The 20,704-nt window shown below is 43.4% G+C and carries 19 protein-coding genes; 9 read left to right on the forward strand and 10 right to left on the reverse strand.

Annotated features, from left to right (window positions below):
* Positions 1 to 199: 199 nt before the first annotated feature.
* The 8 genes from E5672_RS07295 (at position 200) to E5672_RS07330 (ending at position 8,199) form a co-directional block, all read left to right on the forward strand.
* Entirely contained in the window at positions 200 to 679 is a 480-nt protein-coding gene (locus E5672_RS07295) for a FixH family protein (protein ID WP_136781594.1), read from the forward strand.
* The gene (locus E5672_RS07300; RefSeq protein WP_136781595.1) at positions 679 to 3,129 is read left to right on the forward strand and encodes a heavy metal translocating P-type ATPase; all 2,451 of its coding nucleotides are present in this window, start codon (positions 679 to 681) and stop codon (positions 3,127 to 3,129) included. The genes E5672_RS07295 and E5672_RS07300 overlap by 1 nt, the downstream gene beginning before the upstream one ends.
* Position 3,130: 1 nt before the next feature.
* A complete protein-coding gene (gene ccoS, locus E5672_RS07305; protein WP_136781596.1) occupies positions 3,131 to 3,361 on the forward strand; it encodes a cbb3-type cytochrome oxidase assembly protein CcoS in 231 nt (76 codons plus the stop codon).
* On the forward strand, positions 3,348 to 4,007 hold the full coding sequence (locus E5672_RS07310; RefSeq protein ID WP_136781597.1) for a sulfite exporter TauE/SafE family protein: 660 nt from the start codon (positions 3,348 to 3,350) through the stop codon (positions 4,005 to 4,007). Before ccoS ends, E5672_RS07310 begins: the two co-directional genes overlap by 14 nt.
* Positions 4,008 to 4,052: 45 nt before the next feature.
* Positions 4,053 to 4,790 carry a fumarate/nitrate reduction transcriptional regulator Fnr gene (gene fnr / locus E5672_RS07315; protein WP_136781598.1) on the forward strand — a complete coding sequence of 246 codons (738 nt, stop codon included), beginning with the start codon at positions 4,053 to 4,055 and terminating at the stop codon, positions 4,788 to 4,790.
* A gap of 285 nt (positions 4,791 to 5,075) precedes the next feature.
* Positions 5,076 to 5,999, forward strand: coding sequence for a universal stress protein UspE (gene uspE / locus E5672_RS07320; RefSeq protein ID WP_136781599.1), 924 nt, complete (start codon positions 5,076 to 5,078; stop codon positions 5,997 to 5,999).
* Positions 6,000 to 6,216: 217 nt separating this feature from the next.
* A complete protein-coding gene (ttcA, locus tag E5672_RS07325; protein ID WP_136781600.1) occupies positions 6,217 to 7,170 on the forward strand; it encodes a tRNA 2-thiocytidine(32) synthetase TtcA in 954 nt (317 codons plus the stop codon).
* Positions 7,171 to 8,199: a patatin-like phospholipase family protein gene (locus E5672_RS07330; RefSeq protein WP_136781601.1), complete on the forward strand. Its 1,029-nt coding sequence runs from the start codon at positions 7,171 to 7,173 to the stop codon at positions 8,197 to 8,199.
* 21 nt (positions 8,200 to 8,220) lie between these two features.
* Here E5672_RS07330 and E5672_RS07335 read toward each other — a convergent pair whose 3' ends face one another.
* The 8 genes from E5672_RS07335 to E5672_RS07370 form a co-directional block, all read right to left on the reverse strand.
* Positions 8,221 to 8,868, reverse strand: coding sequence for a DUF2987 domain-containing protein (locus tag E5672_RS07335; protein ID WP_136781602.1), 648 nt, complete (start codon positions 8,866 to 8,868; stop codon positions 8,221 to 8,223).
* Positions 8,865 to 9,656 (reverse strand): glucosaminidase domain-containing protein, encoded by a 792-nt coding sequence (locus E5672_RS07340; protein ID WP_136781603.1) that lies wholly within the window; start codon positions 9,654 to 9,656, stop codon positions 8,865 to 8,867. Before E5672_RS07340 ends, E5672_RS07335 begins: the two co-directional genes overlap by 4 nt.
* Complete coding sequence (locus E5672_RS07345) at positions 9,649 to 10,380, reverse strand: YciC family protein (protein WP_136781604.1); 732 nt, start codon at positions 10,378 to 10,380, stop codon at positions 9,649 to 9,651. The genes E5672_RS07340 and E5672_RS07345 overlap by 8 nt, the downstream gene beginning before the upstream one ends.
* 82 nt (positions 10,381 to 10,462) lie before the next feature.
* Positions 10,463 to 11,089 (reverse strand): LysE family translocator, encoded by a 627-nt coding sequence (locus E5672_RS07350; protein WP_136781605.1) that lies wholly within the window; start codon positions 11,087 to 11,089, stop codon positions 10,463 to 10,465.
* Positions 11,090 to 11,101: 12 nt separating this feature from the next.
* Positions 11,102 to 11,827 carry a Sir2 family NAD+-dependent deacetylase gene (gene cobB / locus E5672_RS07355; RefSeq protein ID WP_136781606.1) on the reverse strand — a complete coding sequence of 242 codons (726 nt, stop codon included), beginning with the start codon at positions 11,825 to 11,827 and terminating at the stop codon, positions 11,102 to 11,104.
* 113 nt (positions 11,828 to 11,940) lie between these two features.
* On the reverse strand, positions 11,941 to 12,774 hold the full coding sequence (locus E5672_RS07360) for a sulfurtransferase (RefSeq protein ID WP_136781607.1): 834 nt from the start codon (positions 12,772 to 12,774) through the stop codon (positions 11,941 to 11,943).
* A 124-nt stretch (positions 12,775 to 12,898) separates the two neighbouring features.
* On the reverse strand, positions 12,899 to 13,396 hold the full coding sequence (gene tpx, locus E5672_RS07365) for a thiol peroxidase (protein ID WP_136781608.1): 498 nt from the start codon (positions 13,394 to 13,396) through the stop codon (positions 12,899 to 12,901).
* A 74-nt stretch (positions 13,397 to 13,470) separates the two neighbouring features.
* A complete protein-coding gene (locus E5672_RS07370; RefSeq protein WP_136781609.1) occupies positions 13,471 to 14,163 on the reverse strand; it encodes a tRNA-uridine aminocarboxypropyltransferase in 693 nt (230 codons plus the stop codon).
* Positions 14,164 to 14,413: 250 nt separating this feature from the next.
* Between E5672_RS07370 and E5672_RS07375 the strand changes: the two genes are divergently transcribed.
* Positions 14,414 to 15,070: a choice-of-anchor E domain-containing protein gene (locus tag E5672_RS07375; RefSeq protein ID WP_136781610.1), complete on the forward strand. Its 657-nt coding sequence runs from the start codon at positions 14,414 to 14,416 to the stop codon at positions 15,068 to 15,070.
* 475 nt (positions 15,071 to 15,545) lie between these two features.
* On the opposite strand, the gene E5672_RS07380 is transcribed toward E5672_RS07375, so the two are convergent.
* A complete protein-coding gene (locus E5672_RS07380) occupies positions 15,546 to 17,087 on the reverse strand; it encodes a PKD domain-containing protein (RefSeq protein WP_136781611.1) in 1,542 nt (513 codons plus the stop codon).
* Positions 17,084 to 20,695, reverse strand: a complete 3,612-nt coding sequence (locus E5672_RS07385; protein WP_136781612.1) for a hypothetical protein — start codon at positions 20,693 to 20,695, stop codon at positions 17,084 to 17,086. Before E5672_RS07385 ends, E5672_RS07380 begins: the two co-directional genes overlap by 4 nt.
* Positions 20,696 to 20,704 lie beyond the last annotated feature (9 nt).

The raw sequence follows: 20,704 nt of genomic DNA on the forward strand, positions 1-20,704 counted from the left end.
TATCTTAAAAAGCCTCGTTACTACGGGGCTTTTTTTATGAGAAAATACAGCGGTATAGAGAGTGCCATGCGAACATTCTTTGTACACTTTTAATATGTCTCGCCAACACTATATTTATCATTATTTGCCTGCTTTACGTGTAGTTGGGGAAGTAAAAATAAATATGTTGTTAGTGAAGTAAATACGAGAAAAGATTTCGATGAATAGACCCTGGTATAAAGAGTTCTGGCCCTGGTTTTTAATTGCCGTTCCTATCATTACCCTCATCATGGGTGGCGTGTTATTAAACCTTGCTATTTCTACCGAAGATAGCCTGGTGGTAGACGACTACTACAAAGAAGGAAAAGCAATTAATGCCCGCCTGGACAAAGAAGCGATAGCCCGTCGCATGAACATTACCACCGATTTAACCATTGAAGATGGCAGCATAGCGCTAGAGTTCCATTCAGGAATTCCACAAGAAGGCAACGCGGTTAAATTAAGTTTTTACCACGTAACACTTGAAGAACGAGATGTCAGCGTATTATTGAGTCGAGATGCCAACGGTATTTATCGCGGTTTTATTGAAGAAAACCTTGATGGTAAATGGCGCGTATCGTTAACCCCTATTGATGATAGCTGGAAAATTCAAAATACCGTCTATCTGCCCCACTCTGGCAAAATGAAATTCAATCCATAATGGCCAAGCACGACTGTTACCATTGCGGTTTGCCTGTAGCAAGTGCAGACGATGGGAAATTTACTACTGTCATTTTAGGGCAACAACGAGACATGTGTTGCCCTGGCTGCTTAGCGGTTGCAGAGGCGATCGTTAACAACGGCCTTGAAGACTATTATCAGTTTAGAACCGAACCGGCGCAAAAATCTGACGACGGTATTTTAGAAACACTAGATAAGCTCAAAGTCTATGACGACCCTTCCCTTCAAGAAGAGTTCGTGTTTGAAGAAGGTCAGGACAAGCAGATTCAATTGACCCTCGAAGGTATTACGTGCGCTGCGTGTGGCTGGCTTATCGAAAAGCAGTTGTCGAAAGTAGAAGGAATAAAGCAAGTCGCGGTTAATGTACAAGAGCGCCGCGCTTTAATCACTTGGTCACCGTTTCAAATTAAGCTTAGCCAAATTCTATCTACGCTTAAACGCATTGGTTATGTTGGGTCTCCATTTCACCCCGACGAGCACGAAGCCAGTTATAAACGCGAACAAAAGACCTTTCTTAAGAAGTTAGGGCTAGCAGGTATCATGACCATGCAGGTAATGATGCTAATGACGGGGCTGTATTTTGATTGGTTCGGCGCCATTGAGTTAGAGACCCGCCAGTATTTTTATTGGGTTGCCCTTACGCTTACAACACCTGTGGTGCTGTATTCAGGCAGCACCTTTTATGTAGGCGCCGCAAAAGCGCTAAGTGCCAAAACGGTTAATATGGACGTACCCGTTACGCTCGCCATATTCGGTACTTACATTGCTGGAATTCGCTCTACAGTATTAGAACAAGGTGAAGTGTATTTCGAATCCATCTGTATGTTTATTTTTCTGCTGTTACTTAGCCGTTTTTTAGAGCATCGCAGTCGTCATCGCGCCGCACAGATCTCTGCCAATATGATGCAATATGTGCCCGTATCAGCCACCAAACTACTGCCGGATGGTAGCCTAACCGAGTGTCTGGCTAAGCAGCTAAAAATTGACGATGTAGTGCTGGTGAAGCCTGGTGAAACGATCCCCATAGATGGGGTGGTAACAGACGGCAACGCAGCGGTTGACGAATCTATGCTTACCGGCGAATTTAACCCGGTTCGCAAGTCTAATAATAGCGTTGTATATGGTGGTACTGTATGTCAAGACGGCAGCCTGACCATTACGGTTACACAAACCCTTAAAAATGCGTTGGTAAATCAAATTGTACGACTGCAAGCAAGTGCAATGGCGAGTAAGCCAAAAGCGGCGCAAATTGCCGATAATTTCTCTCGCTATTTCGTTACCGCGGTATTGCTGATTTCGGTGTTAACCTATAGCTTTTGGGCTTATCAGGATAGCGACGACACGTTTTGGATCACCATATCAGTATTAGTAGCAACCTGCCCTTGCGCATTAGGGTTGGCTACGCCATCAGCGTTAACCTGTGCTATGGCAAAGTTAAACAGGCAAGGTATTTTACTTAAACGGGCCGACGCGCTCGAACAAATTACTGACATTGACACCATCGCATTAGACAAGACCGGTACGCTTACTCAGGGCAAGTTTTCCATTTCAAATGCCTGGTTTGCTGACGGCGTAGACAGTAACAGTGCGCTATCAATCGCTCGTGCTTTGGAGTCACGTTCTGAACATCCGATTGCCAAAGCCTTTAGCGGCGGTATAGCCCTAAGCGAGATTTCTGCCTCTAGCGGCAGTGCTGACGCTATCGATAACACGGTACAAAAAGTGACTAATTTTACCGTAACGCCAGGAGGCGGTATTAGCGGTGAAATCAATGAGACTTTGTTTTCTATGGGGTCGGCTGCATTCAGCGTGCACGAATCGCATCAAAGCTTCATTAAAGAACACCCTTCAGCTAACGTGTTTCTCACCGTTAAAGGGCGAATAATGGCAGCGTTTGAAGTAAAGGATACCCTACGAGAAGACACTCAAGAGACCTTAGATATACTAGCTACAAACCATACTCTTACGGTTTTAAGTGGTGATACACAGCAAAACGTAGATTCTCTTACTGCGCCTTTGCCTATCTCTGCAGCCAAGGGAGGTCTCACCCCAGAGCAGAAATACGATGCCGTACTGTCAATGCAACAATCGGGTTCAAAAGTGATGATGATGGGTGACGGTATTAACGACGCGCCTGTTCTTGCCAGCGCTGATGTGGCGATTGCAGTGGGTAACGCCACAGACGTGGCAAAAACTGCCGCCGACGTGATACTGCTTGGCGATCAGCTGCTGTCTGTGCCAGAACTTATTCGAACTGCGCATCAAGTTAAGCAAAAAATAAGGCAAAACATTGGTTGGTCGGTAGGTTACAACGTTTTGATCTTACCTTTCGCCGTATCGGGCCTACTTTCACCGTGGATGGCTGTTGTTGGTATGTCGTTAAGCAGTATCATTGTAGTCACAAACTCAACGCGACTTTTGAGCAAATAGCATGAGTATTATTTACGTATTAATTCCAATCGCCATCATCATTGTTGCCGTCGCTATCGTAATATTTTTCTGGGCGGTGAAAACTAATCAATTTGAAGATTTAGACCGCCAAGGTTACAGCATATTGTTTGACGATGATCTTCCGCCAGAAGAGAAAAAGTTAGCAGAGCAACGCAAGCAACTTCAAGACAACAAAGCAGATAAAAGCCAAGCACCACATGGAAGGGATTAACTACTTCTCTGCCTTTCTTATCGGCTTAGCCGGCGGAGTTCACTGTGTAGGCATGTGCGGTGGAATTGTGGCTGCGCTAAGAATGGTATCCCCTAAAGGCGCTTCAGCACTACCCTATACTCTTGCCTATAACATGGGACGTATAGTGAGCTACACCATCGCAGGTGCAATTACTGGTGCACTTGGAAAAATTGCAGCAGATTATATCCCCCTTGCCAACTATGCCCTGTCTTTACTTAGCGGCATTATGTTGCTGTTACTGGCCTGCTATTTAGGCAAATGGTGGACGGGACTAACGGTATTGGAAAGCGCAGGAAAAGGGCTATTTTCTAAACTACAGCCATTGTCTAAGCGTTTTTTACCGTTCAAAACACCTTTTAGTGCCATACCTTACGGATTTATTTGGGGGTGGCTACCTTGTGGTTTAGTGTACTCAACCCTTACCTGGTCTCTGGCGGCGGGTAATGCGTTGCAAGGCGCTGCCATCATGTTTTTCTTCGGTTTAGGTACATTACCCACATTGCTTGCCGCAAGCGCCGGTAGCCAATATATTGTGCGCAGTTTTCAGCACAATCATATTAGACAAATTATTGCAGTAATAATGGCCATATATGCTGCTTATCTTATTCATGGCGCAATCGTTTAAAAATGGGTGTATTATTGTGATGTATTCATTTACAGAGCGTGCATTATGAGCAAAGGAAGCCAATTTTCTATCCATTGTCAAAACTGTAGTTTTAGTCACTTGTGTTTACCTGTGGCGTTAAACAAAACAGAAATCGAATCTCTTGACGATATCATTGAACGCAAGAAGCCACTTCACAAAGGCGACACGCTTATTCAAACTGGCGATAAATTCCGTTCTCTATTTGCAGTAAGAACAGGATCATTTAAATCTTTCGTAACCAATACCGAAGGCGAAGAACAGATTACCGGCTTCCACTTCCCTGGTGACATTATCGGTTTTGATGCCCTTCGAGAAAATAAACATCAAAGCTATACCTCTGCGCTAGAGACTGCCATGGTGTGTGAACTGCCTTATGACACACTAGATGAGATGTCTGTGCAATTTCCCAAGCTTCGCCATCAGATCATGAGCTTTATGAGCGCAGAAATTAAACAAGATCATGACATGATCATGCTTTTAAACAAGCGTACGGCGGAAGAGCGTTTATTGTATTTCATCTCACACCTATCTCAACGCTTTGAAGAACGAGGCTTCTCCCATAGAGAATTCCATCTCACCATGACGCGCAACGAGATAGGAAATTATTTAGGACTAACCATCGAAACAATTAGCCGTTTGTTAAGCCGTTTCCAAAAAGACAATATTATAAAAGTGGACGGAAAACTGATCAGTATCTTAGATTTCGAGCGCTTGAACACCAAACTTGCAGCGCTAAACGGCCCAAGCGTGGTGTGCGGTTAGTTTAATTCAAGCGTTAATCACGGCGCGCGCAAGGCGCGCTTTTTTGTTTGCTGCGCTAGCCATTTCCCCAATCCTTTAACCCTTTGCTGGTTATTTCATATCTAAAATCAAATTTATTTGCATGCGAGCATGTAAAATTCTTGATCTAAAACAAGTTACGTTTTTCCCAATGTCGTTTATAGTTAGTAAAAGGGCTTGTTTAGCATTGCTGTACAGAAAAGATCAGCAGGCCTTTGTACTTCGATTTCGACAGCCGCTACTAAATTTCCTAGTTAGGGGGACGTTATGATTGAGTGTAAACGGATTCTGGCCGTAGTAGATGCCGAGCGCGATAACCAACCTGCACTAAGTCGTGCTTATGAACTTGCTTCTAAAACGGGCGCTTTAGTTACCGCTATGATGGTGGTATATGACTTATCATATGATATGACAACTATGCTTAGCCCAGATGAGCGCGAGTCAATGCGCGATGCGGTTACCAAAGAACACGCAAAATGGCTTTCTACCCACCTAAGAGAACTTGGGTTCACAGAAACTGACATAGTAGTAGAGTGGAATAATCGTGCGTACGAGTCGATTATTTATTACGCCCTTAACAATCAAATAGACTTAGTAGTAAAAGCAACAAAGAAGCACGATGACCTTGCTTCTGTCATCTTTACGCCCACAGACTGGCATTTAATGCGCAAGTGCCCTCGCCCAGTGCTGCTCGTTAAAGAGCACGACTGGCCAGAAGGCGGAGAAATAATTGCTGCGGTGAATGTAGGCAGCGAAGACGACGAGCATGCCGCACTAAACGATAAACTTACCGTCATTGCTAACGACTATGCATCCTTATTGAAAGGTAACGTTAATTTGGTCAATAGCTACCCCTCAACGCCGCTAAACATTGCAATTGAAGTACCTGAGTTCGACCCCGATACGTATCACGACGCGGTAAAAAACCATCATATTAAGGAAATGCGCAGTCACGCGCTAAAATACGGTATTCCGGAAAACAAATGTGTGGTGAAAGAAGGTTTGCCTGAGAAAGTCATTCCACAGGTAGCAGAAACACTTGATGCAGAGCTCGTTGTAATTGGTACTGTTGGGCGTGTTGGTATATCAGCAGCGCTTATCGGCAACACGGCAGAACACGTAATTGACGAACTTAATTGTGATGTACTTGCTATAAAGCCAGATGGATTTGAGTCACCGCTTACTGTCTAACGCTGCGTTAACGTGCCGCGTAATAAAAACGTGTTGTTCGTCATCTTTTTTGGTGGTCGCTAACTTGCACCGTGCTGAGAGGTAATTGACATCAGGTGATGAACAATGCTGCATCGATAACGCAACGCGACGCAATAAATTTAAGTATACAGGCATGGTCTCGAAAAGGCGCTTTAATGTATAATGCTAGCTTTATCACAAACCAAGCTAGTTAATTATGAGTTTAGGCACAAACAGTGCTGATGCGTCGCCATTGAACGCTGCGCAAAGTAAGCAAAAGTACAACTTCAACAAACTTCAGAAGCGACTTCGCCGCAACGTAGGTAAAGCTATTGGCGATTTCGGTATGATTGAAAACAACGACAAAGTAATGGTGTGTTTATCTGGCGGTAAAGACAGCTACACCATGCTTGATATTCTATTGTTTTTAAAGAAGATTGCGCCTATTCACTTTGATATCGTTGCGGTTAATCTAGATCAAAAACAGCCTGGTTTCCCTGAACATATTTTGCCTGAATATTTAGAAAGCATAGGCGTTGACTACAAGATTGTAGAAGAAGACACCTACTCTATCGTTAAAGACAAAATTCCAGAGGGAAAAACTACCTGCTCGCTTTGTTCTCGCTTGCGCCGGGGTATTCTGTATCGGACAGCAAAGGAATTAGGCGCGACCAAAATTGCGTTAGGTCACCATCGTGACGACATGCTAGAAACGTTTTTCCTTAATATGTTCCACGGGGGCAAACTTAAGTCCATGCCGCCAAAGCTGGTTAGTGACAACGGTGAGCATATCGTCATTCGTCCGTTGGCCTACTGTACAGAAAAGGACATCGAGAAATACTCTCAGGCCGCTGAATTCCCGATTATTCCTTGCAACCTTTGTGGTTCACAAGAAAATCTACAGCGCCAAAATATAAAGGCAATGCTTCAAGACTGGAACCGTCGCTTCCCAGGCCGTATTGAGTCTATGTTCCGAGCGCTTCAGAACGTAGCGCCATCTCATTTGGTCGACAGCAACCTTTACGATTTTAAAGCCATTGCCACACAAGATGGCCCAGTTGAAGATGGTGATATCGGGTTTGATGAACCTTCTTTTACCACAGAGAATAGTAAAGATTTCAGCGACGAAGATAATGCGATTGAAATCGTAAACATTATGGAACCGAAATAGATGAAAATTGGACTTGCGTTAGGTGCCGGTGCCGCAAGGGGCTGGACGCACATAGGTATCATTGAAGCTTTAGAAAAACTCGGCATTAAAATTGACGTTGTTGCTGGTTGCTCTATTGGCGCCTATGTTGGTGCTGCCTACGCAAGTGGTAAGCTAGAAGGCTTAAAAGAATGGGCCTGTTCGCTAAGCGATTGGCAGGTATTGGCTCTTATGGGTGTAGGCCTTAGACGTGGGGGCATCGCAAGCGGACAGAAAGTTTTCGACAAGCTTGCCAGCGAGTTTTGTGTTTCCTCTTATGAAGAAATGCTGAAACCCTTTGCAACAGTGGCAACTGACCTTTATACCGGACGTGAAGTGGTATTTAATTCAGGCCCTATTGGCGACACCATTCAAGCATCATGTGCTATTCCAGCGCTCTTTGCGCCCGTGGCACATGGCGATCGCTGGTTGGTAGATGGCGCTGTTGTCAATCCTGTACCAGTAAACTTGTGTCGACAGTTAGGGGCCGACTTCGTTATTGCGGTTAACCTCAACGCGGATTTCCGCCCTCTTCGCTTAGAAAAATTAAGGCAGGATCACGAGGAAAACCAACGCAAAACAGAGGACTTTTTTACTAAAAGCCAAAATGTTTTACGCCAATGGTTTTCACCTGATAGTAAAGAAGACAAAGCGTTAGAGAAAAATGAAGGTAAAGACGAAACTTTATCTGACACTGACGAGGTAAAAACTGAAGAAGGCATTGCTTCTGAAGTTATTGAAAAGGTGGAAGAAGAGTTTACCGAAGTGCCCGCAAAAGTGAATAAGCGCAACCCGCCGGGAATTATGAGCGTAATGAGTAGTTCACTTGAAATACTTCAAGCTCGCGTTACACGCTCTCGCTTAGCAGGCGATCCGCCAGACATTCTTATTGAACCTCAACTTACCGACGTAGGTATCATGGAATTTCATCGTGCTGAAGAGCTATGCGCTAAGGGTGAAGAAACCATCGCCCGTATAGCAGAGCAAATTAGGTATCAGTTACTAACCTGATACCTAACTTTTAGCCGCCGATCAACTAGAAGCCATAGCGGTGACACGTAGCGGCGCATGCGGTAGCGTTAAGCCTTTCGCGTCGTCAATCCACGATTGCTCCAAATGCAACACACCATTGTTTATCTGCACACCTTGAGGCGTAACAAAGTCTAAATTCTTGTCGTCAAACTGAATCATTAGACCTTTTACCGAAGGCATCATGAAAGACAAAAAACTGCCCATTTCATTAAAAAAAGCTTCGTATTGACTATACAAAAAAGTAAGGTCTTCTTTTGAATAATACTGCTTAAGATACTCCGCTTTAGTCTCAAGCTGTACCGACATATCACACACGTTAGCGCGTTCGTTCAAATCAATCCGAACCAAAGCATTCGCGAGTTTTAAGGCTTTTTCTGTTGGCACTGTAAAGCGCCCTTCATCAGTAACGTCTAGAGGCATAGTTTTCTTATCAGTTACTATAGACGCCCCATTAACTTCACATAAACGGCCTTCTCCTACTCGGACAAAACCAAATGCAAACTGAAGGGCTTGAGTGTCTTCATTATCCAGTTTTTTAACATGGCTATAGAAACGGCTGTACTCAACGTCTATTGTTTCAGCAGCTACGGATGAACTGCCAACACCAATAAACAGAGATGAAGCAAAAAATAAAGCAGCGCGTATCATTCGGATAAAAACTCCTCGTTAAATAGGATCATAGTTTGAAGCTCTTCGACATAAGCGGCTCCTCGCTCGGAATAGTTCATAAGCCCTTCAGCTAAAGCAACACCAGTGATAGGGATCTGATTAGCACGCAGACGACTGCGGATCTCTCTTAAATCAGCATACGCATCATGGCGATTTAAATTTCGCATGTAGGTGTACGTTGCTCGCGATAAGCTATCAAACTTGGCTACTTCGTGTGACGCACCTTCGTTTCGGCGGTTTGGGACAAAACCGCACCCTTTAGAAAAGCACCACAAGCCAAAAAAGTTGTAGCCCTTTTTTGCGAACCGACTTGTACCCCATGCCGACTCATTTGCGGCTTGAACGAGTACCAGTTCGGCAGGCAAAACATCAATTTTTTGCAACAGCGCAAGTAGTTTCAACTTTAACGGTTGCGTAGGCTTAACCCGATATTCTTCTTCAAGCCATTCAAGTCTGCCCACGTCTTCTTCAGTGAGCGACTCGTTGGCTAATGCCTTTCTGTATAACGTCTGAACGTAATGTCTTAGCGTTAACAGGTAAGCATTTTGCTTCTCGACTTCAGGCCTTAAATAGTTAAAAAACGCCTCTTTTTTCTCTTTCACATCTGTGTAGGCAGAAAAATCAGGCACCGGTTTTTTAGCTTCTACCGTCTGTGGTATGTCTAAGATATCCGGCTCGTCCTTAGTAAAAATAATGGCATTAATGACAATTACCGCCAATACACCAAGTGTTATAAGGACAATTTTAAAGGTTTCACGTTTATGCATCGAAGCTAGACTCATTCACATCGTTTTCAGATGCTTCCGTGCTCACTCCTTGCTCGCCAATCAGTTCCTGATAGAGCAACCCCATCATACTAAAATAAAAAGGTAATACCCAGATAAGAGAAAAGCCAAAGGTTAACGGCACCGTTGCAAACAGCAGAATTAGTACGCCGAAAATACTGGCAATTTGCGCCCAATACGCATTAAAAACGCGGCATGAAAGAATGATCGCGCTTATTGGTGTTAACTTTCTATCAGCCACCAACATAAGGGAAAAAGATGACGCTAAATAAAAGTATATGCCTGGAATGATTAACAGCAACATACCTAGCTGCACAAGAATACTGTTCACTAATTGGGTTAACGCCACGAGAAATATAAGAGGGAAAAACTGAAACACAGTAAAAACTGACGTTTTAATACCTCTGGCAACAAAAACGCCCATCATATACAACCCCGTCAGCAGCGGGGCAACGATGCAGATTGCCACAATTTCAATGATAGACTGATGCTCGAATACGTAGCTCCCATCGTCATTTATTGTGATGTACTGCTGAGCAAATACACCTAACACGACAAACGTCAAAAATAGAACAATACTTCCCTGCAGCAATGACGAAAAGTTTGCCTTTGTTAAACCGGCAGCGCGGCGCAATAGACCTTTGGTATCAAATTGATACTGTTTAGACAACGTATTGTTCAGGCGGTCTTGATGTACGTCTTTCACACAACTCTCTTATATTTTTGAAAAATCGGCGGGATTATACCAATTCACAAAAACAAATGCCTGTTTGTATGGTAAACAAACGTTAACCTAATACTAACTTAGCAGCCAAACCAACCAGCAGCACACCCATCGCACGGTCTAACCAATATCCTTTCTTACCAATAAGTTCAGCAACTTTGCTTGTACTTAAAAGACATGAAAGAAAACAGAACCACAGTCCAGTAGCAATAGCTAAATAGATACCGTAGCCAAGTTTTACAGTAAATGGCGTGTCGATACTGATAATTGCTGTAAATAATGAGAGGAAAAACAGCGTCGCTTTAGGATTGAGGCCGTTTGTTAAGAATCCCATCCAAATGGCGCGCTTCACTGATATTTGAGTTGTTTTCTTTTCAGCCTTAACGGCCTGGTCCTGCTTTACAGGCCCGCTTCTAAGCGCACCAAATGCAAGGTACAGTAAATAAGCTGCGGCGGCATAGCTAAACGTGGTGAATAACCATGGAGTAGTTGCAATAACCACACTAAGCCCCACTAGAGAGTAAGCCACATGCAGTAATATAGCTAAGCCAATCCCTATACTTGTGTATATGGCAGTACGTCTGCCATAGGCCACGCTGTTTCGAACAACCACTGCGAAATCTGGCCCTGGGCTAGCAACAGCCACTAGATGTACCAACGCAATGGTAAGAAACTCATTTATATACTGCATGCTTTGCGCCTCCTACAGCGCGTATTTAGATATTATTTCATCAACCCATTGTGGGACAATATGAGAAGCAGGGCCTGTCAGTGACTCGTCAAACAAAGCATTAGTGACACCCGGCTCCAAATTTGCCTCTATGGTATGTGCCCCACTTTCTTTAGCAATCTGAACAAACCCAGCTGCCGGATAGACGTTACCCGATGTACCAATAGCAACAAACACATCAGCCCGTGCAAGTGCATTGTAAATCTCTTCCATGTACATAGGCATTTCACCAAACCACACAATATCCGGTCGCAGTGTTACTCTGTTACAACATGGGCATTTGGTGGTGTGGTCAAAACTGTCATACCAATCAAAAGACTGCTGACTTATAGCACACCGCGCCGATAGCAACTTACCATGCATATGATAAACCGACTGGCTTCCACCGCGTTCATGCAAGTCATCCACATTTTGCGTAACCAACATCAGGTTGCTTCCGAACGCTTTCTCAAGTTTGGCAAGCGCGTTGTGCGCTGCGTTAGGATTCACATCGTCTTGCTGTAATTGAGCACGCCGAGCGTTATAAAAGCGATACACCAAACTAGGGTTTTCTTCAAAGGCTTCCGGTGTCGCCACTTCTTCTACACGGTGGTTCTCCCAAAGGCCATCATTATCTCGAAATGTTTTTAGTCCGGATTCGGCAGAAATTCCCGCTCCGGTAAGAACAACAATATTGGGTAAGGTTTGATTAGCTGACATCGAACTGTTTTAACTCTGTTACCATAAGCTAGCTTTACGGTTTACTCAAAAATAAGCAATGTAAAACCGCTTACATTACTAGTTTGCTTTGTGGCGAACTGTAGCTCGTTACTTTATGACACGTCTTTGACCACGGGATATTGGGTGTCGGCTCCCCACTCTGACCATGAACCATCATAAACGGAAACTTGCGTTGCACCGCACATAACGGCTGCCACAGCGATTATACAGGCGGTGACGCCAGAACCACATGTGCAGATGATGGGTTTACGTAGATCCACATTAGCGCGGTCAAAGACAGCCTTCAGTTGCTCTACCGACAAGAAATACCCATCTTTTAGTAAAGTATCAAAAGGAATGTTAAATGCACCAGGCATATGCCCGGAACGCACGCCTTCGCGAGGCTCTGACACTTCACCTTTAAATCGCGGCGCGCTGCGAGCATCTATGAGTTGCGCTTCTGTATTTATTGCCTGAAGTACTGCGCTGGAATTTGCAAACCAGCCAGGGCGAGGCGTTGCTTGGTAAGTTAACTTGCCGTATTGCTGTTGTTCAGAGACTGGCAATGTGGCTTTTTCCCACGCTGGTTGCCCACCATTCAAAATATATACATCTTGATGGCCAAGCGCTTTAAGCATCCACCACACGCGTGGTGCTGAGTAAATGCCACGGGTATCGTATACGGTTATAGGCGTATTTGCTGTAATGCCCTGATTACCTAGATAAACTGCAAGGTCATCGGAAGAAGGCATACTGTGAGGAAGTCCTGTTGTATGGTCGCTTCCTTCATTGTCTAAATCAAAATCAACTGACGCAGGTAAAACCATTGCCGTTCGCGTATCCGGTGTTTTTGAAACGGGGTCATCCATTAGCGCTCTTACAAGCGTTACAGGCTTTTGTTGCATTGCATTGGCTAATTCACCAACTGAGAGCAATACCGATGCCATTACATCCTCCTAAGAAGGCACCCACATAAGTGAGTACCTTACAATACCGCGATAAAAACTAACCGCTACGTATTTATACACATTGTATAGTTAGGTAGTTAACTACCCAATGTTGCGAACTAACTTAGCTCAGCGCAGCAATAGCCGCGTCATAATTTGGCTCTTCAGTTGTTTCCGCAACTTGTTCTGTGTAAATCACTTTGCCTTCGGTATCGATAACAACGACCGAGCGTGACAGCAGTCCAGTAAGCGGTGCTGATTCGAACGTTACGCCATAATCATCGCCAAAGCTGGATCGGAAAGTTGAGCCTGTAAGTACGTTTTCAATACCTTCCGCGCCGCAGAAACGGCCTGCTGCGAAAGGTAGATCTGCCGATACGCAAATAACCGTCGTATTATCTAATTTTGCCGCTTCTTCGTTGAACTTACGTACTGACATTGCGCAAGTGCCTGTGTCGATTGAGGGGAAAATATTCAATACAACATTTTTCCCAGCAAGCTCTGACAATGTTACTTCGCCCAAATCCGCCTTTACTAATGTAAAGTCTGGTGCAGATGCACCTACTTCTGGTAACTGACCTTTAGTTGTAACCGTATTGCCTTGAAAAGTAACTGATGCCATTCGCTTTCTCCATGTTTGGTTAATATAAAATAGTGGATGTAAAACAATACTTTCGCAAATAAAAGTGACACTTTTTAGTTGTTTTCTTTAACCTGCGACTCTGCAAATGCAAGCTTATGCTGCAAATGTGGTTTACCTTTTAAATATTCCCGCCTAAACACACTAAAGTAATGCGCTAGCGTTTGCGCCCCCTGTTGCTGCTCTGCGAGCGCCAACACGCTAATGCCAACCTCAGCGGTACAGTGTTGGAAATCATGAGTAGATTCGCGTAGCAAATAGTCTGATGCAACGTCCATACTCACGCCCAATACGGGAAAATCGTGCAAATAACGGCTCTTTACGTACATTTTCTTTGCTTCACGCCAGGTTCCATCCAAGAAAATAAATAGTAACGTTTTACCAGTATTCAATGGTGGGCTGTCAATACAGCGTTCAGCTGCAGCATATTCGTGTGGAAATACCACAATGGGGAAATATTTATCGTTACCCAGCAGGTTAAGCAGCGCTTCATCAGGCTGGGTACGTTTCCATAGAAATGCGTGGTTATCTTTAACCACGTCTGCAATCAAACGGCCTGTATTAGTGGGTTTGTAATATTCGCCTTTGTACATCAAAAATAACACTGCCACGTCTGTGCCAGCCTCAGGCTTAAATTTACAAATACAGTTTTGCGTTGGCAGCAAACATGCTTCACATCGAACTACTTTACTACCGCGGGCGTGAAATGGGCGCTCAGCTTTCAGCAGCTCTTCGCTCCTTAGGCGCATTACAGCGTTGTTATTTTTCAAAGGTAAGAATATCTAGGTTAATCTGGTGATATGTTAACACAGGAAGTGCAGATAAAAATAACAGGAACTCTGAGTTTCAAAGCGTCGGCTTCTTTTACACCTCTTCTCATGCTAATTCATTTAACCACAGCAAGCTTTTGAAATTATAGGAAATATTCTGTGGCATGATACGTGCTAAGCGATTTCAGCCACTATAGTATTGGCTCTAGTAACTTTTGAGTATAAAGAAATGTTCAAGCGCTTTTTTTGCGTTGCAGTGTTGTCCGTTTTACCCGTTTTTGCTCATTCAGCCGTCATAGTTCAAGACCTATCAGTCACAAGACAGGCCACTGACTTTGATACCCCAATAACTTTCAACTTATTTGATAACACATTGACTGGCGATACTTTGCAGTCAGTGATTATCGAATTATTTGCACGCTCTAGCGGCAGCGTTAAAATTGAAAATAGAAACCCAAGCCGTAGCGCAAATGTTACTGCTAGGCTTTCAACTTCTATAACCTTGTATTTAATGGATGGGCTAACATCTATCTCCGCGTCACCTTTTGTGTTTCGTAGCGATGTACTTTCTGCATTTGATGGGAGTTTAGATTATGACGGCTCATCAGGCGTAGAGTTTTTGAACCTGGCCACAAACGATTACGAAGTAGCAACGATAACCTCAGATGATCTTTTGACGCTTTTCACAGGCGTTGGTCAAGGGCAGCTTTTATTTGAAGCTATTGCCACTAGTGGCGTTACTGGGGGTGGAAATCTTTCTACTATAATCGACACATTCGCGTCAGCTGATGTTCGAATAACTTACTTTACTGTTTCTGAAAGTGGTTCTTTTGGAATTCTGCTTTTAGGTATAGGAATGCTAGTAGCAAGACGTAAGTTAAACTAAACACGCTCTTCATTGTTATTTTTTACACGCGGCGCACACAACCCAATGGCGTCGCCGCGATGTTGCGATATAAGCCCACAATGAATGACATTATATTCCTACCCAATATAAACTATGGCAGAAAAGTTCATTAAGACTGATGAGCATTGTGCTATGCCGGTTAACGGATGGGATGGTGTTATCAATCGTGTAAGGTGAATGCTGATCCCCCGTTTGTGGGGTAGAGCCGATAAATATTAATCACAAAGCAAGAATGCTAAAACTCAAAAAGCTTTATAATACAGATAAGCATTTGATTTTATAGTGGAATAAATGGTGCCCGGGGCCGGACTTGAACCGGCACGCTGTTACCAGCGAGGGATTTTAAATCACACTATAAAAAACAATAATAACAATTAGATAGCGTTGATATTCAAAATATAATGCAGCCCTAGAGGCCGCATTATACCGTTAAAAAAACACTGATATTATGAAGCTAAAGCGTGACGTATGACATCGGTTTATTGCCGCTGGACCCCTTCGAAGATACGACAACACCTTTAGTGTCACCCTCGACAAAAACGACGATAGAGAAGTAAATGCTACCGTTTTTAGAAGCCTCTAAATCTCCTAACCTCACTAGCATTTCAGAGCCTTCAATATTAATTGAATCTGTTTTAGAAGATATTGAACTACCTCCGGCTATAACTTTGACTTCTTCTATAGTGTTATTGTCGAGCATCATGAAGCCATCTGAATCAAGCGCTAATCCAGTAGGCTCTGAAGGTTTTAGCTTCATTACTTCTCTGTTCGCACGACCAAAGTATGCATTGATGTCGCCATTCGTTTCCAAATCAAAATCTAGCCTTTCTATAACTTTTAAAATTTCAGATAAGACGACAGCTGCAACGTTTACATTGACGATGCCAGGCGCACTCTCTTGCCCTTGATCATCAACCGTTATTAACTGAAAGGTGAGAGTTTGTGCTGAGGTTCTACTTGGCGATATTGCTTTTGGTTGTGATGGAGTTGAAATATCGAGAACGACAGAGTCGCCGGCCGTTTGCGTCCAGCGCCACTCGACTATAGTACCATCGGTATCTTCAGAGCCAGTGCCGTCGAGTGTAAATTCGACGCCAGCCGCTACTGATTGGTCTGGGCCTGCATTGGCGGTTGGTTGTTGATTTCCGTTAGGGAACATAACGCCCTCCGATAAAAGATTAATATTAATATCAGATGCCGCCATCCAATATGATTTTATTTCATGTGATGTGGTGTTAAGCAAAACGCCATGCTTGTTGCCATATAAATTATCTCTATCTGTGGCTTCGCCAACAATCTGACCATTATATATCAGAGCAATGGCATCTATATATGCTCGAACACCAATTGTAAAATCTTCGTTCAAAGGCACTTCTATGTCGGTTGTAATAACGTCATAGTAAGCACCTGCAACGCGCTTAACTAACTTCAACCCTTCGCCAATGTTAAAGTTAGCGTAAAAAAAGTTGTTGGAATCTACGTAGCGGATTATTGGACCGCCAACCTGAGTAACCCCATTAAGATTAAAAACGGCTTGGACATGAGCATTACTGTCTGCTTCTACTAGTGCATTCCACCTAGGACTTGCGGGTTGTGTGCCGATAGCGACTAACGCCCCATTTACAGCATCAAAATCGCCATTTTCTTTTATCCAGTGCTCACCCAACCCTTCTGAAAAATCGTCATAATATGGCGTTTCTTGTAGATAATAATCGCCTTCAACGTTTATTGTTGCTGTAGCGGTGGCTGAATTTCCCCACCTATCCAATACAACAAAATCATGCTCGAATGAGCCTATAAAACCTGCGTAAAAATCTTCTACTGGTGAAATATAAGAGGTGATATTACCCAGTTCATTATCAGTTGCAGTTAAACCAGAAATTAAGGTTATTTTGTCTAACGGAGCATAACCATCAACACTACTAGAACTAATAACAGGAGGGGTAGAATCACCCCTAATACCTGTTTGAACAGTATTGGCAAGCGGTAAACTCATGCTATTTCGACTCCTAAGTTTTCGACCCATTCACTTTGCTGAGTACCTAAAAGTGTTCTTACTCTGAAATCATAAGTTCCGGCTGGTAAATCAGGCCTCCAACGCAGGTCTCCGCAATGTCCAACCTCAAACTTAGGTAAGTCTACCCAAGCGCTGTCACTAGAAAGCTTATACTGACCTTCAATTTCATCGAACGCGCTATTAATACTATCGGGAATAGCAGGGAGCGTTTTCAAGATGTAAATCTGATGCTCTTTATTGTCTTGGCCCAACTCTATTCTTGCAAAATCTTCAGTTATGTCTGTGTGATCAACGATACGGTTATCACCGTCCTGCACGTTAAACATGAGTATTTTACTATCAGAGTAGCCTAGCCAGTAGTGAGTATGTGTATATTCAGCTTCTTCAGGTATAGCAAGATGCTTGATATTGCAGTGTATACCTAACGCTCTAGCGTGATGGCGTGAGTTTCTGAAACTATATCCCATTTCAGCATAGTTGAAACAATGAGTAAGTTTTAAATCAACGTTACCGTCACCACCGTTGTATAGAGCTATATTGAATGCGTAGTAATCTTCTTCGGGGTTATCTGGGCTAGTGCTTACGCGGTTAGCAACCAAGCAATCGGTGTTCACTGGCCCGCTATACTGTCCATTAATGGACGCTTTTTTCATATCGATATATGTGTTTAATATGTATGAACTATCGCATCCCGAAACGTTTGTTGTACCATTTGAAATACCTAATTCATATTCCCAAGGGCCATCTTCCGATTCAGGGTATCCTCCTTCGCAGAATAGATTATCCACATAGAGAATATCACCGTCACCTCCATACATGGTTATCGCTTCTTTTTTCTCAAAAGATTCGCAGTCAGTAAATCGGTAATTGCCGCCCGTACTCGCCCTATACCCAAGTCTACCGCCCACACTTCCCAACTCAACGCCTTGAACGTCATCCTCCAACTCAACCGCTTCAGATGGGTCAACCAAAGAAATTAAAACAGGCTCGACAACACAAGTGCCTTCAACTGGACAGTCTAAAGGCTGTTGACGCTGGTTGACTTGAAATACATCAAGCTTACGCGGTGCAACTACTGTGACTGGCTTAACTACGCGCTTAACATGCAAGCCACTTACTGAGCCATCAAACCCATTACTTTCAACGAGATTAATAGTGTTGCAGTTAGCAGGTATTTTTAAATGCCAAACTTCACGCCCATTTCGATTAAAGGTGTATCGCGGTATGGTAGTTTCGTCACCTACTGCCTGTGGTTGTATTTCACCCGCTGTTCTACCTGTGACATCAAATGCCACCTCATAGGTGTCACCCTCTGCGTAAGCGTAAGGAATTGCGGTAGCTGTATCACTCGGGGCAATGTTACCTTCAACCATAATTGATGCGAGTATGGTTATTGTTATACTCTGTTCAATATTGCCTGGCATCAGGTAGTTAATAGTTTCTGTGGCGGTTTCACCAGGCTCTAAGTAGTCAAACGCACCGTTAGGAACATAAACAAAGAAACCGTATCGATAGTTTATGTCTGCACCGCTCGGCAACGTCAAAGATAAATCTTCATTCGTTAGCGTGTTTTCTATCGCTATAATTCCTTCGGGGAGTACATGGTATGAAGCAATGGCTTCGTTCGCATAGCACTTAATTTCACCCGTTGTTGCGCCAACAATAGCCCCAGCGTTGTCTTGCGGGTAACTTCCTTCGTAAATGCCTCCAGTGTAAGGAAATCCAATGGGCTTATTTGTTTGAACAACAGCTTCACCATTATTAAATTCAACGAAAGAATCTGCTATGACGTTACTGACATCATCTTGGTGATGTGCTTGAACTCTATAAGTCTTAATACCTGTGTCATTTGGTATGCTAAGCTGCATTGAAGATTTGTTGATATTGATTTTCTGGGTGGGGTTTGCCATTCTATTTTCTGCCTCTATAACTGATAGACCGTCATCAACGATAATTCGCTTGGTTGCGTAGGTTACGTTATTGTTGTTGTCATTAACTTTCAGGACTAAGTCCAAAACAGCACTGACATTCGTATCAATATCTACGGGGTTGTTCTCGAAATCGTAATACTCAATAAACTGAGTAATATCGCCATCTTGAGAATCAAGCGCCGTTGCCTCTTCAACGTAGGGCTCGCCTTTTAGTACCGTAACTGTACCTTTTGGAATGGATATGACCGGTCTTTCGTTATTTTCTGGTATGTCTAAGTTAGTTAAAGTAATGTTATTGCTATACGTAATGTTAGCGTGGCTGGAATCTCTATCTTCTTGTGAATGGATACCATGTCGGGTTTCGTTTATGTTTACTGATGTGCTGAACGTAGCTACTGGGTTATTTTCCAAATAAACAGCTATCTGAGTGCCATTTAAACCGATAACTTGCTTGAATTGGGTAGGAAGCGTTATTTCGTAAGGTGTAGAAGCTAATTCAGTATCCACCCCATTTGACCTGTGGACTAGCCTTACCGCTGTAGAAGATACGTGAACAAATAAAAAGTTGCTGGGTGATGCAACACGCAATGCTAGTCCACACACTCTGTGCATCAAATCAGACGTTACATCTGCGGAGATAACTAGGTTAGATAACCCAAAATCTTTATAGATTAAACGGTTGGAACTATCATTAGGCACGTTACCTAATGAGTAGATAGTGTTATTTGATACACCAAAAACCGATCCATTAGGTATTATAAAACCCCTAGCAACATTATCACTAGGGCCGTTTAACTGCCCCGATTCAAGGAATATTCTTCTAGTAAACGTATTGCTGGTATCTAAAAATTCAACAGTGTGAGTAGCTTCATAGCTATCTAGTTCACCATCATTAGCGACAACTCCAACAGTTACCGAGCCTAACTCAGCGCTGGTTAATTCAACAACATCACCCGTAGTAGTATTTAAACTGCCGGTGCCACTAACTACCCGCCACGTAAAAACATGCGTATCGGAAAAGTCTGGGTCATTCACAATGGCTGTAAGCTCTACAGTATTGTTTATTCCTGTGCTGTTTACAGCGTTGATCACAACTTCTGGTTGCGAGTTGGATGCAGGGTTATTTGTGAACCCACCTGATGTGAACCCCGACAAAGGACTGTCGTTCGTGTTGTCTAATAGGTCTTTAACAACTGCTCCGCTAGTGGCGTTTAAATCATACTGAACTACTTGCGAAGCACCGTAGTCCCAAGACAACTCGCCGTGCATTACACCATCGTATTTTGTTGACTCTGAGCCTGCTCCATAACCAAGTACGGATAAGTATATTGTGCCACTAATTGTTTTTGACGCTGATTGACCCAAGAGGCTAACGGTAACAACGTTGCTAGCGTCCCTCGTTATTGTCATACCACTAACAAAACTACCGCTAGAAAGCCCTGGCACGGTAATGTCTATATCAGACCCATTTAGCCTAGTCTTTATCACTCCTCCAGCTAATGTTATTACCCCCCAAAGACCTGCGTTAGTATGACCTATGACCCATTTAGTTGAATTAGTATATTCAAACGCTGGAACATTAACCGTAAATTCACCTGCAGCATTAAAGTTCGTGCCTAAATCAACAACCCCTGAACCATCAAACTGTATAGCCATTTTTAATTC

It is taken from the genome of Alteromonas portus, assembly GCF_005117025.1.
Taxonomy (GTDB): domain Bacteria; phylum Pseudomonadota; class Gammaproteobacteria; order Enterobacterales; family Alteromonadaceae; genus Alteromonas; species Alteromonas portus.